General features: G+C 37.7%; 12 protein-coding genes. All 12 read right to left on the reverse strand.

From position 1 onward, the window contains the following. Positions 1 to 42 precede the first annotated feature (42 nt). The gene (gene nrfD, locus UABHE_RS24355) at positions 43 to 1371 is read right to left on the reverse strand and encodes an NrfD/PsrC family molybdoenzyme membrane anchor subunit (protein ID WP_372365908.1); all 1329 of its coding nucleotides are present in this window, start codon (positions 1369 to 1371) and stop codon (positions 43 to 45) included. Further along, entirely contained in the window at positions 1349 to 4342 is a 2994-nt protein-coding gene (locus tag UABHE_RS24360) for a molybdopterin-dependent oxidoreductase (RefSeq protein ID WP_372365910.1), read from the reverse strand. The genes nrfD and UABHE_RS24360 overlap by 23 nt, the downstream gene beginning before the upstream one ends. A 50-nt stretch (positions 4343 to 4392) precedes the next feature. Beyond that, complete coding sequence (locus tag UABHE_RS24365) at positions 4393 to 5376, reverse strand: cytochrome c3 family protein (protein ID WP_372365912.1); 984 nt, start codon at positions 5374 to 5376, stop codon at positions 4393 to 4395. 10 nt (positions 5377 to 5386) lie between these two features. Next, positions 5387 to 6823: a cytochrome c family protein gene (locus UABHE_RS24370; protein ID WP_372365913.1), complete on the reverse strand. Its 1437-nt coding sequence runs from the start codon at positions 6821 to 6823 to the stop codon at positions 5387 to 5389. 151 nt (positions 6824 to 6974) lie between these two features. Continuing rightward, on the reverse strand, positions 6975 to 7910 hold the full coding sequence (gene coxB, locus UABHE_RS24375; protein ID WP_372365915.1) for a cytochrome c oxidase subunit II: 936 nt from the start codon (positions 7908 to 7910) through the stop codon (positions 6975 to 6977). 30 nt (positions 7911 to 7940) lie between these two features. After that, on the reverse strand, positions 7941 to 8276 hold the full coding sequence (locus UABHE_RS24380) for a cytochrome C oxidase subunit IV family protein (protein ID WP_372365916.1): 336 nt from the start codon (positions 8274 to 8276) through the stop codon (positions 7941 to 7943). A gap of 15 nt (positions 8277 to 8291) precedes the next feature. Then, positions 8292 to 9080 carry a cytochrome c oxidase subunit 3 family protein gene (locus tag UABHE_RS24385; protein ID WP_372365917.1) on the reverse strand — a complete coding sequence of 263 codons (789 nt, stop codon included), beginning with the start codon at positions 9078 to 9080 and terminating at the stop codon, positions 8292 to 8294. Continuing rightward, entirely contained in the window at positions 9080 to 10753 is a 1674-nt protein-coding gene (gene ctaD, locus UABHE_RS24390; RefSeq protein WP_372365918.1) for a cytochrome c oxidase subunit I, read from the reverse strand. The genes UABHE_RS24385 and ctaD overlap by 1 nt, the downstream gene beginning before the upstream one ends. Positions 10754 to 11001: 248 nt before the next feature. After that, the gene (locus UABHE_RS24395) at positions 11002 to 11796 is read right to left on the reverse strand and encodes an SCO family protein (protein WP_372365919.1); all 795 of its coding nucleotides are present in this window, start codon (positions 11794 to 11796) and stop codon (positions 11002 to 11004) included. 777 nt (positions 11797 to 12573) lie between these two features. After that, a complete protein-coding gene (locus tag UABHE_RS24400; protein WP_372365920.1) occupies positions 12574 to 14295 on the reverse strand; it encodes a SpoIIE family protein phosphatase in 1722 nt (573 codons plus the stop codon). Continuing rightward, the gene (locus tag UABHE_RS24405; RefSeq protein ID WP_372365921.1) at positions 14279 to 14680 is read right to left on the reverse strand and encodes an STAS domain-containing protein; all 402 of its coding nucleotides are present in this window, start codon (positions 14678 to 14680) and stop codon (positions 14279 to 14281) included. Before UABHE_RS24405 ends, UABHE_RS24400 begins: the two co-directional genes overlap by 17 nt. Then, a complete protein-coding gene (locus UABHE_RS24410) occupies positions 14677 to 15594 on the reverse strand; it encodes an ABC transporter ATP-binding protein (protein ID WP_372365922.1) in 918 nt (305 codons plus the stop codon). Before UABHE_RS24410 ends, UABHE_RS24405 begins: the two co-directional genes overlap by 4 nt. Between the last annotated feature and the right edge of the window lie 7 nt (positions 15595 to 15601).

The following is a 15601-nucleotide window of genomic DNA, read 5'->3' on the forward strand; positions in this document are numbered from 1 at the left end:
TCCTTAAAGACAGCGGGAATTTTTGCTTTCCCGCTATCAAATTTAGTGATGGTCTGGCGCAGAAATGATTTCTTTTACCTCTGTAATTGCAACAATAGGGAGTGTCTTGGCAAATATTAGGAACAATAAAAAGAACCAACCAAAACTTCCAATCGTAATACCTATTTCAATTAAGGAAGGATAATACATCCCCCAAGAGTAAGGCGAAAAATCATGAGATAGAGAGATTACAAAGATATTAAAGCGCTCAAACCACATTCCGATATTTGCAAAGATAGAAATAATAAACAACGCTGTTAGATTGCGACGTATTTTTTTGAAGAACACTAAAAATGGAATCATAGAGTTACAGGTCAACATAATCCAATATGGAATCCAATAATCACCGACTAAACGATATTTAAAGGCATATGCTTCGAATACGTTTCCACTGTAAAATGCAATACAAAATTCGACAATATAAGCGTATGTTACAATAATGGAAGTAACAAGCATCAGCTTTGCAAGACTCTCAAAGTGATCAATAGTAATCACTCTTTCGAGGCGAAAAATTTTGCGCATAGGAACAACTAGGGTAATTACCATCGCACAACCTGAGAAAATCGCTCCTGCAACAAAATATGGAGGAAAAATAGTGGTGTGCCAACCAGGAACAATCCCCATGGCGAAGTCCCAAGATACAACAGAGTGTACGGAAATTACAAGAGGTGTTGCGAAAGCCGCTAAGAACATATACAACTGATTATAGTGCTTCCACTGCTTTTGTGTTCCCTTCCAACCGATAGAAAGAGCTCCATAAATCAACTTGCGTATACCTGTTGCTTTTCTTCTTACAATTGCTAAGTCTGGTAACATACCAACATAGAAGAATATAGCACTAATCGTGAAATAAGTACTTACAGCAAATACGTCCCACACAAGAGGCGAACGGAAATTCACCCATAGTTGTCTTTGGTTAGGATAAGGCATTAACCAATAGAATAACCATACGCGACCTAAGTGGATTAAAGGGAATAATCCGGCCGTCATTACTGCAAAAACTGTCATTGCTTCTGCAGAACGGTTGAAGCTACAACGCCATTTTGCTCTAAAGAGAAAAAGTACCGCTGAAATTAGTGTACCAGAGTGCGCAATACCAACCCAGAATACAAAGTCAGTAATGTAAACTCCCCAACCAACTGGGTTGTTTAGACCTGAAACACCAAGGCCTGTTACCATTTGGTATCCCCAGCAACATACTATACCAAAGAAAAAGCAAGCTGCGGACACGGCAAGTGCAACCCAGTACCAGATTGTAGGCTTTTCCATGGCTCCTAGGATGGCGTCATCGAGTTCATCCTTTGTAAGTTTAGCCGTGTTTTCCTGCGTCATCTTCGCTTCCCTTCTTTCCAAGATAGTATACACTAGGCTCGATACCTGTTATATCAAAGATGCGGTGCGCACTTTGTTTAGTTGCCATTTTGTATACTTTTGATTCTTTGTCGTATATATTACCAAAAGAAATAGCACCGGTGGCGCAAGTTTGTGCGCAAGCTGGAACCACTTCTCCATCGCGAACATTTCTGTTCTCGTCTTTCGCCGCGTCTTTCGCTGTACGAATACGTTGTACACAGAATGTACATTTTTCCATGATACCTTTAGTTCGTACGTATACGTCCGGATTGTGCACAGTATGAAGAGGTAAATGTCTTCCCTTGTAGCCATTATCAAACCAGTTGAAACGACGTACTTTGTAAGGACAGTTATTCGCGCAATATCTCGTACCTACACAACGGTTGTATATTTGTGCATTTAATCCATCAGGATTGTGATAAGCGGCATAAACAGGACATACAGATTCGCAAGGTGCATTTTCACATTGTTGGCATAACATTGGTACTATTTCAATGTTTTCTTCTTTGGTTTTCTGATCTGTATAGACATATGGTTCAAAACGCAACCAAGACATCTCGCGACCTTTTAAATGCTCTTCTACTCCGGTAACAGCAACGTTATTTTCGATATAACAAGCTGCAACACAAGCAGTACAACCAGTACAAGAATCTAAATCAATAGACATCGCCCAACGATATGGAGAGCGTACACCTGTTGTGATTTCGTATTCATCGTGGTTGTCTCTGTATAAAGACTTACGTGCTTCATGCTCGAAATCATCTTTGCTGTGATCGTGCTCGTAACCTTCTTTATGATCATCTTTGTGATCATCTTTGTGATCATCTTTGTGATCGTCTTTATGATCACCATGATCTTCGCCATGACCGTGAGGATCGTAAGCGTAAGGAACTACACCACGGCGGTTAGTACCTTTTTCTCTGCTGTAGATTGAACCATCGTCACGCGATTCCATCGACCCACTGAGTATAGGTGTTGGTATTTGCTTTCCGGTTTTACTGACAAGAACTTCATGAACACAAGACTGTACTTCACCGCTGCGTTTATCAATAGCAAGTTGACCTAACAGATGTGGTTCTTGGATAGTCAAAATACCCTTTGCCATGACCGGCTGAATTTTTGCTGCGCGCTTGACAGAAAAATCTCCAGATTTTATTTCAATTTCGTCGCAGTCTCTAATTTTTAGAGCTTTTGCTGTTTCTGCATCGATAGACACCCAATCACCATAAGTAATGGTAGATAGTGGATCTGGAATTTCTTGTAGAAGTGAAATATCTTTACTACGTCCATCAAAGTTACGTATAGAAGGGATAACTAGTAAAGTACTTCCATCTTTAATTACCGGTGCAAGAGTAGCGTTTTTTACAAAGTTAGCGCTTGCTGCTGCGTCCAAAGAAGGTTTAACATCTTCTAGTTTCACTTCGTAAAAACCTTTTTCGAGAAATTTTTCTTGTACAAAAACTTTCTCTGGTTCTAATTGAGACCAGCGATCATACAAATAATCTTCATAACTAGCAGGCATAGTAGTTGCACTATCAACAACATTTACTAATTCAAGAAGAACATCTCCCTCTTGTTTGGTGTTGTTTGCTTTTGCTACTGGCTGAACTAAGTTAATTAGTCCTTTGTGTGGAGCAGTATCATCTAACGACTCTGTATAGTGTGACATTGGTAAAACAAGGTCGCAATCGTTTAGAGTTTCATCTAATTTTAGCCCCATACCCACTTTAAATTTTGCGTTTTTAAATTGCTCTGCAAACGCTGTACTGTGAAGACTAGGATTACAACGGCTGACAAAAATGGCATCAACTTTTTTATCTTTTAATAGCGTTGTTGTATTTGCTAAATCAAGACGTGTTCCTACACTTGAGTAATCTTGTGCGTGAGTAAAGTCAACTGTTTCTGCACCCATTCCCCACTGAAGTAAAGCTGTTAGTACTGCTACTTCAAGACCTGCTTCGTGAGTAATCGCTGTTCCACCACTTACGATAAGTGGTTTTTTCGCTGATTTTAGAGATTCTAAAATTGGATTCAATTGTTCTATTTTTAAACCTGATTTTAGAACTTCTTCATCGCTAGCAGTAATTTTTGTCACAACATCTTCAGCAAGTTGGTTTTTAAAAGTTTTTGCCAATTTGCCAATCAACCATCTAAGAAGATATACTTCTCCTTCAGGCTTGATATTATAGCGCTTTGTCGCTTTAATACCAGATGCACTGATGTGCGATTCAACGTGTATCCAACTCCAATCGCCGCGAGCTTTTGCTTTACCAAACTGTACAGAATGAGATATTGGACTTACAAATGTATCCAACATATCTGCACCTATAGTGAGCATAACATCACTACCTTCAAGGTCATAAGCTGGTATTTCATCGCGTCCGAAAACAGTTTTGTTCGCCATACGCAAGTTTGCGTAAGCATATGGTTCGAACTCTGGTAATTTTTCAAACTTCATGGTTTTACAAAAAGAATCGATAAGAGTACTTAACGAACCTGTTGTTTGACCAGATAAATAATAATTTTGTTTTGATGTCTTTAACGCTTCTTGTATTGCAGTGTACGCTTTTCCCCAAGATACGTCTTCAAGCTTACCTTCTGCATTTTTCATTTTTGGGGCAACAAGGCGTTGTGGATCATACAAACGTGCAAGAGATGCTTGACCTCTTACACAAAGTGCTCCCTCATTCACTGGATGTTGAGGATTTCCCTCTAGTTTTACGGCGACGTTCTTGTGAACGCGTACTTCAACACCGCAACTTCCAGAGCATTCCATACAAGTACTTGCGTAGTAAGCTTCACCGTTTGCTGCTTGTTCTTCTTTGGCTGTCAAATAGGAGTATCTTCTGCGAGACTTGGTACCCATCCAGTGATATGTCTCAATACAAGAAGTGCTCATTGTCGCCGCACCAGCAACACCTAGAAGCTTTAAAAAATCCCTACGTTTCATAACACTCCTCCGTGTGTACGTTTAAATCTGTGTTATCTATTGATATATCTTTACTTATGACAAGTAACACAGTCTAAAGACGCTCCTTTTTTCGTATGACATTGAACACACCAGCCCATGCGCAACGAAGGTAGTTTACGTGGAATATCCATGTACTCAACCTTACCATGACATTCTGTGCAGTCTAAGCCTACTTTGGAGACCTTAATATGTTTACCTTCTTTAGTGATAGAATATGGTTGATCTTTTGCAGGATCAATAATCCACCACTCATCTTTATCTTGAGCTTCCACTCGTGCATCTTCAGAGATCTGCATTTTGTTTTCTTGGAATGCTGTTTTAAGATCTTCTGAAATAGCTAAGCTTTCTAAGTATTTGGTTTGTTCTACTCCAGAACTATCTGTAGCAGAAGTATTAAATAGAAAGTAACGCGATATCTTGTTGGTGATATGTCTTTTATGTGAAAAATATACATGGTCAGGAAGCCAATAAACGCGTTTCCACGGAATAGCTTTCTTAACACCGCGTATTTCTAACATACCTTCACTTTCGGTTACTTCGTATTCTTTGCCTTCTTGACCAGTGTCCGTAATTTTCCACTTGCTGTCTTTTGTTTGTGTTTGCAGCATAGCATTTACCGGTAATATATGTTTATTTTCAGCAAAAACTTTTTCAAGTTTACTTAGCTTGCCTTCTTTCAACTCTTCGCTGTGATTTTTCGCATCGACTTCAAAAAGTTGTTTACCGTAGTATGCGTGTAGTTTTTGGATTTCTGGACTATCGGTTTTTATTGTAGCATGGCATTCCATACACTTTTCCATTGGCGGAATACCAGCGCGCGTTGTTGTTGCCGCTTTTGTGTGACAGTCTGTACATTGTAAGCCCGCTTTTTTTACGTGCTTGTGGTGACTGAAAGCGATTGGTTGTTCCAGAGACTCAACGTGCTTGTTTACTCCGTAGCCGTAAGCAATACCGAGTATTATGAAAAAGCCGTGGAATCCGACAACAACAGAAGTTAGTATCAATTTTGGCACTTTTCGTCTCCTATTCCTTCAACGTTTTCATAAAAGCAATTACCGATTCCATTTCTTCTTGGCTTAGGTTTGGTGGCGGCATCACTGCTTGAAATCCTTTGACAACATCATCGTTTGGATTCATCATCGAATTGATAATGTATTCATCGTCTGCGGTGATCTCTCGCTCTTCGCCATTTGTCACGACAATTTGCTTGCGTCCGTAGATTCCCAAGAAACTTGGCGCTGCACCTGGAGTACCATCGAGAGTGTGGCAAATATTACACTTTTCTTGGTAGATTTTTTTACCGGCATCTGCTGGATTACCAACATGCACAACCTTTGGAGCTATTTCTGTCAAATATTGAATATGTTCTTTCATCGAGTTGTTGCGCGTATGAAAGTCACTACCAAGTGTAAGCGCTAAACTACCAAATACTAGAGCAACTATCCACTTTTCAGTAATGTGCCCTGGTGTTTGCTTGACAAGGTAGGCAACAATATTACCAATAGAAATTAGTACAACTACCATTACTGTCAATTGATTTGCAACCATAAATGCGCACAACACTGTAATGCAAAAAATCATTAGTGTAGAAACACCTTTTTCTGGTTGTCCACAATAACGAAGAGCAGCAAGTACCGATAAACAGATCACCATGCCCCACACTACGTTTGCAATATACAGGTTGCTTGTTACTGTAGATACAGCTGCTTCTGGTAAGAAGTATAGGTCAACTATACCTACTACTGGTTGCAAAAGTGTACCAACAAGAACACAGTACAAACCTACTTTAGTAGCAAAATTGTAGTAATCCTTATTTTCTTCTTGTTCTTCTTTATTTGCCCACAGGCGAAAATGAAAGATCATTGACGCGCCAGCAAATGCTATACACAACAACATAAAATGCATAAATTGTGTTAAGTTTACTGAAGAAAAAGATTGGAAAATAGGGTATTCAACTATTGCCCAGTTGTGTGGATAGAGGATAAATGTTTTGTTACTCAAAAACACAAAATATGTGAGTGCGAGTATGCCAAAAGCGGTTTTTCCTATACCAAAGTGTACCAAGAAATTTTCGTCTCTTTTGGAGAAAGAATTTTTGTATGCGTATACAAATACAATTCCAACCATGGATAGCCCTAGTACTGCTAACCACTGAAGAGACATCATCGTTCGTGCACCATACATTAGTTGTAGGTACATTACAATAAGTGTAAATAGGGGTAGAACTCCTAGAAGAATTCCCACACCGAGGTTGACACTTGTTTTATCTACTAAATCTTTGGAAAGGCGTAAGTATGTATCATTTTTTTGATCTTTACCAAAGGCACCAAAGCCTAAAGAAAGAAGTACGCTTCCCATCAATGAACAGATAAAAGGCAAATGAATGACAAAAGTAAATATAATCAAATATTTAAATAATGTTAGGCCACCAAGTGAAGGAGGCACAATAATTTCACCCATTATCTTCCCTTTCATGCAATCTATGTACTATTTTTGGATAATGAGTACTTTGTTTTTTCTAGTAATCATTTTTTTACCATTTATTTTTTTTTGAGTGCACAGAAAATTGTAGCGAGAGAAGTGTTTTCTCCCGCACAACTTACGATCTCAACTATTTGAGAGTTTTTAGATATTCGATAATTTTTTGAATGTCTTCATCACTCAGAACTGTTTCATCAAAAGCAGTCATGACAACACCATCGTAACCCTTAGCATAATCTTGTTGTGGGTTGCGAATGGAGTTTAAGATGTACTCTTCATCGGCGACAATTGAGCGTTCTTTCCCGTCAGTAATAACTTTACTCTTGCGTCCCCAGATACCTTTTAAACTCGGACCAATCAATTTTGTTCCGTCAATAGAGTGGCAAGTGGTACAAGCGGCAATTTCGTGGAACAATTGTTTTCCTAATTCTTTCGCCGGTGGTTCTTTACGCACCCAAGTTTCAAAAGCTTCTGCCGAAACTACTTCGACATATGATCTCATATAAGCATGCGAATCTCCGCAGTATTCTGCGCAAAACACATCGTATTTTTGATCAACATCTATAGCTCGAAACCACATATAATAAGGGGTTCCAGGAACGGCATCCTGTTTCATACGGAAAGCAGGTATGTAAAAACTGTGTAGTACATCAAGGGATTCAAGGCGCAATTTTACATTGCGATCGACTGGTACGACAAGCGTAGCACTTCTTTTTACTTTTTCGACGCCTTCGTCTTTGAATTTATATTCATAAGACCAAGACCATTTTTTCCCAATAACTCTAACTTCCATAGCATCGTCAGGTATTGTTTTCATATCAATCCAACCCTGATAGCCATAGTAAAACATCATCATCACAATGATTGTTGGGCCAATTGTCCAAGCGGTTTCTAAGCCAACATGTCCTTCGATTTGGCTAGGATTTGGATTGTTTTTCTTGCTGTATTTTACAACGCAAAATAACATAAACCCAACTATGATGCCTATTAGAATAACAGATGTGTAGACTATAAAATAAAAAGCAAAATCTACCTTGTCTGCATAACTAGAAGCTGCTAGAAACATAGTATTTCCTCATCTAAAAAAAAGCTGAACTTAATGATGGACTTCAGCTTGCACTTCGTGGCTTAAATAGCTAAATCGATTGCCATCAATAAATGTAAATATGACAATCACCACCATAATCATAAATGTAACAAGTATCATATAGTGGAATACTTTGGGTTCGTAACGAAGATGCATAAAATACAAGCCAACTAACGTTGTTTTTACTGTGGCAACTACCATAGCAACTAAAGTGGTGTATTTACCTAGGTCGAATCCAGCGATCGCCACGGTCAATGCCGTGAGTATTAAAAGAGCTAACCAAATACTAATGTATGTCCCATAACCAATCATTGGGTGCTCTTCATGGTGTTCAGCATGATCCATGTATTTCTCCTTGATTTAGCCGATTAAGTACATTAATGGGAACAAGAAAATCCAAATAACATCTACAATGTGCCAGTAAAGGCCACTATTTTCTAAACTTACGTAATCTTCATGCTTGATACGTTTTGGCATAGAGTAGTATTTCATTTTTAGATGTACTTGTTTTACTGATTCGTCAATCTCGCTGCCCCATTTTTCATTACCATCCTTATCGAGGATAGCAACGCGGCAACCATTGAGTTCGTCCTTGCCAAACACATCCCAACGATGTTTTTCGTTTGGTCGTTGATAAGTGACGTAAAACATAACTATCAATACAGTAGCACCTATTATTACGTGCGCTGCGTGTAATCCAGTCATGCAGTAGTAGAGACCGAAGAACATCCGCTGACCTTTGCTATAATGTAGCATTAGGTATTCGGAGCCGGGATATAACCCGTGCGAAATCTTACTTTCCCATTCTATGTATTTTATAACCATAAATGCAAAAGCGCATAGTATAGTTATCCCAAGAAAGGTAAGAGAAAGCGATTTTTTTCCTCTATGTATACAAGCAATGGCAAGCGCCATTGTTAAACTACTAGTAAGTAGAACAGCGGTGTTTAATGCACCCAAAACAACATTTAATTCTTTTGCTGCTTCTGCGAAATCATGAGGATGAGCTGTGCGATAAACGGCATAGATTAGAAAAAGTCCACCAAAGAGAAGAACTTCGGTAAACAAAAACAACCACATGCCAGTCTTTGCACCATTGTAATCCTTATGAATATGAGCAGGAGCTGCAATATTAGCGGTATGACTCATTATTTTTTACCTTTTTTCTTCTTTTTACTATCTTTTTTACTATCCTTTTTACCTTTGTTCATTTCTTCAAAATCATAAGCACCATGTGTAACATGCGGTGGCTCAATGAAGTTTAGAAGTGGCGGCGGAGATGGAGTTGTCCATTCAAGAGTAGAAGCTCCCCATGGGTTGTTTCCTGCTTTTTCACCGTTTATGATTCCGCGAATTAAGTTAATGAACATTGTAAAAATACCAAAAGCTAAAATCCAAGAACCTACAGTAGAAACTACATGCCAGTACTGAAACTCTGGAAGGTAGTCATAATAGCGGCGAGGCATTCCATTCCAACCTAAAATAAACATTGGAAAATAAAGAACATTGAAGCCAACAAAAATAAAAGCCCAAGCGACTATCGCAACAGCTTCATTGTACATTTTACCGAACATTTTTGGAAACCAGTAGTGCAGAGCTCCAAAAAGTGCTATTCCTAATCCACCAAACATTACATAGTGAAAGTGTCCAACCACAAAGTAAGTATCGTGAACGTGCATGTCTACAGCCAAACTACCTAGTACAAGACCGGTAACTCCACCAATAGAAAAAAGGAATATGAACGATAACGTGTAAAGCATTGGTGCACGTAATTCGATAGAACCTTTATACAGTGAGGCAATCCAGTTAAATACTTTAATTCCTGTCGGAATTGCCACTAAAAACGTAAGAAAGGAGAATATTACTTGTGCTGTTCCTGAAATACCACTTGTAAACATGTGGTGTCCCCATACCATATAACCCACTACGGCAATAGAGATTGTTGAAAATGCGATTGCTTTATAACCGAAGATAGTTCTTTTGGTAAAAGCAGGCAATAGGTCAGAAATCACACCCATTCCAGGCAGAATCATAATGTATACTGCTGGGTGCGAGTAAATCCAGAACAAGTGTTGATATAAAACAGGGTCTCCACCAATGGCTGGATCAAAAACTCCTACTCCAAATCCTCTTTCCAATATCACAAGAAGTAGTGTAATTCCAACAACAGGTGTTGCAAGTACTTGAATCCATGCTGTTGCATAAAGTCCCCAAGTGAAGAGTGGCATTCTAAACCATGTCATCCCTGGAGCACGCATACGATGGATTGTTGTGATAAAGTTTAAACCTGTAAGGATAGAAGAGAATCCCAAGACAAATGCGGCAAAAACGGCAAGGGATATATTTCCTTCTGTGGCAGTGCTATAAGGTGCGTAGAACGTCCAACCAGTATCTGGCAGTTTGTCACCTGTAAAAAGTGCCAACATAAGAAGTGCTGCACCAGAGATATATAACCACCAAGAAAGTAAATTCAAACGTGGAAATGCCACGTCTTCAGCACCTATTTGCAGTGGAAGTATAAAGTTTCCAAATATAGCAGGTATACCTGGAATAATGAATAGGAAGATCATGATAACGCCGTGAAGTGTAAAAACAGCGTTGTAAGTAGGAGCTGACATAATAGTAGCCCCTGGAGCAATCAACTCCAAACGAATAAGTAGACCTAAACAGAGCCCGCCGATAAACATAGTCAAGACTGAGATCATGTAGAGAATACCTATACGCTTATGATCTGTAGAGAATATCCAACTAAAAATTCCGGTGAAGGCGCTTTTTTCTCTGTGATATGGTGTGTAAGAGAGTTCTGCTGCTGTTTGCGCCATAAGAAAGACCTTTCTAAGTAAAAGAAAAAAGTCACTGTATGATAATCTTTAACTTGGGAGGGTTAACATTGATTTTCTTTATAAGAAAAGTATTTTAGAATAGTTTCACTACTTCCTAAAATACCTTGTACTAGGAAAAACCTAAATGTCGACACCCCTTGAGAGAAAAACTCTCAATGAATTGTATTATTTTTTGAGAGTACAAATTTTAACCATGTTTGTAAGTATTGTCAATAAACAAACACGTTTTAAGCTTCCTGATTTATTGGTTCAGGAACAATCTTTTTTCTACTTAACAAAATAAAACCTGCGATGATCGAAACGAAAAATATGCTAACGACACCTGATATACGAACAATGTTAAGTACATATTTTTTATTTTTAGGGTCGTAACTAAAGCAAAGTTTCAGTACTTTTGCTATTGTTGGACCAACACGACCTTCTGATGCTTCAACAACTGCCATTTTCAGGTCAAAAGGTAGGTAGCGTAGACCAAACAAATAACGTACAATTTTGCCTTCTGGAGAAAGAATAGTAAGTGCTCCAGCATGACGAAACTCATTACCTTCAGGAACATAACGAAATCCTACAGCGTTGGCCAACTTATTGATATTCTCTTGGTTGCCAACGAGAAAACGCCATGAATCTTTAGGAAAATTTTCTTTGCGTTTCATCAGGTTAATATAATTTGTTCTTTTTTCGTTTGCTGTTTGAGAAGTTTCTTTTGGATCAATACTCACTGTAATGACGCGGAAATCTTTTAACGGGTCTAAATCCACTTTGTCAATAACGGTTTGTAATTCATTGAGTAGAGGAGTACAAATTCCAGGGCAGCGAAAATAAACCAAAGCTAGTACCACTGGTTTATCACAAAGTTCTTTCAATGTGATTTTTTTGCCATTTTCATCTGTAAATTCTAGGTCAAGAGGAACGTTTTTTCCGAGTTGTTCTTCTATACCGATTGTTGTTTCTTTGGCGAAAGTTTGGCAGCAAAAAATAATAAAGATGCCAAAGAAAGATAAAAACAAACTTTTAGTTTTCATGTTTTTTTCCTTGGTAGATGGAATGAAGCAGTTTACTTTGGGGAGATTTAGAGGAGTACTTTGTCAATACAAATTGTATTGTTTGTGAGATATTTGGCATAATATATTTTCGGAAGTATGTTAGACTTAATATGTAATACAATAATAAATTTCATCATGATACTAAAACCAAAAAGTGGTTAGTATTTTTTGAAATTATTATTTGTAGATTGGGTTTTTGTAAAAGATCTAAAGCATTTCTTAAGCTTGTTTGTGCTTTGGTATAACAAATTTGATTATTTTTGTCTAACAAATTTTTTTTTTGCTCAAAAGAACCCAAGAAAAGCTGATGATAATATGTATCATACAGCAAGACACTGTAGCTATTCCGAACAACAAAAGAATGATACTTGCGCTAGTATAGCATAGAAAAATATTTATTGCAAACACTCAACAAAAAACATTAATGTGTAGTAACGTAAGTTACTATTTTGTATTTGCTTAACGTCTCTCTGTTTTTTATAACTAATGCTGTATTAACGATCAAAATAACAAGTTTTATTGTAATAGGGCACGTCATTAATTAGAAATTCGCGAGCGTAATCTTAATTGTATCCGTAACCGTAACCAAAATAATTATAGAATTTTACAAAACATAGAACCATTCATTTGGCTACTTCTATTATTTTGCTTTATTGATCCAGCCAACAACAGCCCCTAGTTGTAAGGTGCCGAATAATTAAGTATGAACGAGTTTAACTTTACAGTTGCTTGCAAGGAACTACGACAGTTTATAGCTTACTCAATATGGATAACTAAAATAGTCAAATCATCGTAAATATGACCATTTTGAGCAAAATTACGTACATCTTGTAGTATTGATAACTCTATTTCTTTAGCGCATGCCCATTTTTTACTGCTAAGAAGTGCGTGTAGTCTGTCTAGCCCGTAGTGTTCTTTTTTCGCATTAGACGCCTCGAGAATACCGTCAGAGTACAGAACTAAAAAATCCTTTGGGTGTAATTGCACTTCGTGACTTGAATATTCATAGTCACCATAGATTCCTAAAGGAAATTCTCCATCTGTTATGAAAGCCCACTCATCGCATTCAGCTTCGTAATGACACGGATAGGGGTGTCCAGCATTGGCAAATGCCATCATGTGGTTCTTGGTATTATAAATTGCAAATAGAAATGTCATCATTAAATTTTTATCTACACTGCCGCAAACCATACGATTCATTGCGCGCATAACATCAGTAATTGAGCTAGAAAAATTAACTTGAGTGTATAAACAACTACGTGCCATAGAAACCATCATTCCTGCTTCTAGGCCATGACCACTAACATCACCAACAGCAAAAGCATGTTTATAGTCATTTATACGAATAAAATCGTAGTAATCTCCTCCTACTTCTGTAGCTGGTTGACAGATAGCACTTATATCTAGATTTTCAATTGGAGGAATGGATTGTGGAAGTGTTGCTTGGTGCATAAGTCGCGCTGATTCAATTTCTTTTTTTATTCTGTGAGTTTCAGATAAACGTGGTATAGCTTTTTGCAATCTTTCGTGAGCATATGCGTTGTCTATAGATAATGCAACAGTACTTGCTATTGCTTTTGCTGACTCGACATCCTGCGTTGAAAAATCTCCATCCATTTTGTTTTTTACACCTAAAAGTCCAATAACTCGTTTTTGAACTTTTAGCGGCGCGTACAAGAGCGAGGACGTTTTTGCCCCTGTATCTTCATCTATTTGATTGTAATGATGAGGATTTCTCTCGACGTCGCGTACAAGTAGAGGTTCCCCAGAAGCAAAAGCTTTACCAGCAATGCCTTTATCACGAGCAAAACGCAAACCACGTAACTTGTCAGCAACATCTTTGTTTTCGTCAAGAACAGTATGAAAAAAAAGTTCTTGGGTGTTACGATCTTCAAGAAGTACACTCACAGACTCGCACTGGATAAGATTTTTTACTTCTGTTACAATAACATTAAGTAAGGTATCAAGATCAAGTATTTGGTGAACGTAGCGTCCTATGTCTAATAGTGTTTGTAAAAGTTGGTGACTGGAGGCAGTCAAACGATTTGTATGTGATTTTTCTTGGAGATGCTTCGTCATAACAAGAGCATTGCGTTCATCTATAGTCGTATATTCGACATAATCCATAATTGTGTATAAAAAATGTACTCCTAAACCTCCTGGTTTAATTTCACTTAAACACCGAGACTTGATACAATTTTTATCAATAATAGCGGCATCATCCTGCAAAATAATTTTAAAGTATCTTCCTTCGTGGATTTTTAGATAAATATCAATTTTTTGAGCAAAATCCATCTTATAACCATGGCGAATGATATTAGTAAATGCTTCGTCTACAGCAAGCACAATCATGTCGATTTGCTCTTCTGCAAATCCTATCATCGCACAACTTTTTTGAACATTATTTCGCAGAAAAGTTGCCATCTTAGGATTACTTGATAACTGAATATAAACACTTTCGTTAAGCGTTTTTGGCATCTTTAATACTCTCGTAAACCTTAAAAACCATATTTAAATTAGCGATTTTAAACACGTTTAATATTTTTTTAGTGCTGATCACAAGACGTAATTGACCTTTGTATTTTTCCATTTTCTTGAGTGTCTCTATGAGTGTTGCGATACCTGAACTATCAATGTGGCCAGCATCTTGGAGAGATACAATTATGACTTCTATCCTGTTTTTGGTAGCAAGTTGTAAAACGTCACGTAACTCTCCAGAACTCCCCATATCAATTTCTCCTTGGGGAATAATCACCGACATTTGTGGAGATACTTCTTCTACTTTGATTTCCATAGGCGTTGTGGCTGTTTTTTGTAGATACTTTTTATGCCACTTCTCCTTTCTTTTAAAATAAGGTTTCATTCGTCTTGCGCTTCTTTATCTCTTTCATAATACCCATGAACTCTATAATGTTCGTAATCTTCATCTTCATCTTCGTCTTCGTCATCTCCATAATCTTCATTGTCTTCGTAACATTTTCCGCATTTTTCGCATATTTCAAAGTTTTTTTCTTGGACAAAACGACAATGTTTGCATATCGAAAAATTTGAGAACGCTCCTAAAAACTCTACGGTGTATGGCTTTTGAGAATTACGCAAATCATCTGGAGTTCCTTGTTCATAAACAACCGTTCCGTCCCAATTGTCATTGTGCTCCGGTACAGCTCTTTTTAGAATAATCATCCGATCTGCAATCGAAAAAGCACTATCTAGTTCATGAGTAATAACTACCGACGCAATTCCAAGCATTTTTACTAGATTCTTGATAAGTTTATCAATCGTTCTGCTCACAATTGGATCTAATCCAGCAGAAGGCTCGTCGTAAAATATAAGTTGCGGATCTAGGGCTAAAGCTCTGGCAAGTCCTACTCTTTTTTTTTCTCCTCCAGATAAAGTAGAAGGCATTTTGTGCTTATACTTCTCAGGATCTAAAGAAACTTGGAGTAGTTTTGTATCTACCATAATCTTTATGATATCTCGATGTAACTGTGGTTGGTGTTCTAGTATAGGAAAAGCAATATTATCTCCTACCGTCATCGAGTTAAAGAGTGCCCCTGACTGAAATAAAATACCGAATTTCTTTTTTACCTCTTGGAGATTTTTTTTATTTTGTGGAAAAACTTCTTTATTTAGTATTTCAACATAGCCTTCGTTAGCTATTTCATCACCAATTAAAATGCGAAATAAGGTACTTTTTCCGCAGCCTGATTGTCCCATTAACACAGTTACTTCACCATCGTGTGCTGTCAGTGATATATCATTAAGTACCAATTCCATTTTTTTT

It is taken from the genome of Candidatus Uabimicrobium helgolandensis (genome assembly GCF_041508025.1).
Classification (GTDB): domain Bacteria; phylum Planctomycetota; class Uabimicrobiia; order Uabimicrobiales; family Uabimicrobiaceae; genus Uabimicrobium; species Uabimicrobium helgolandensis.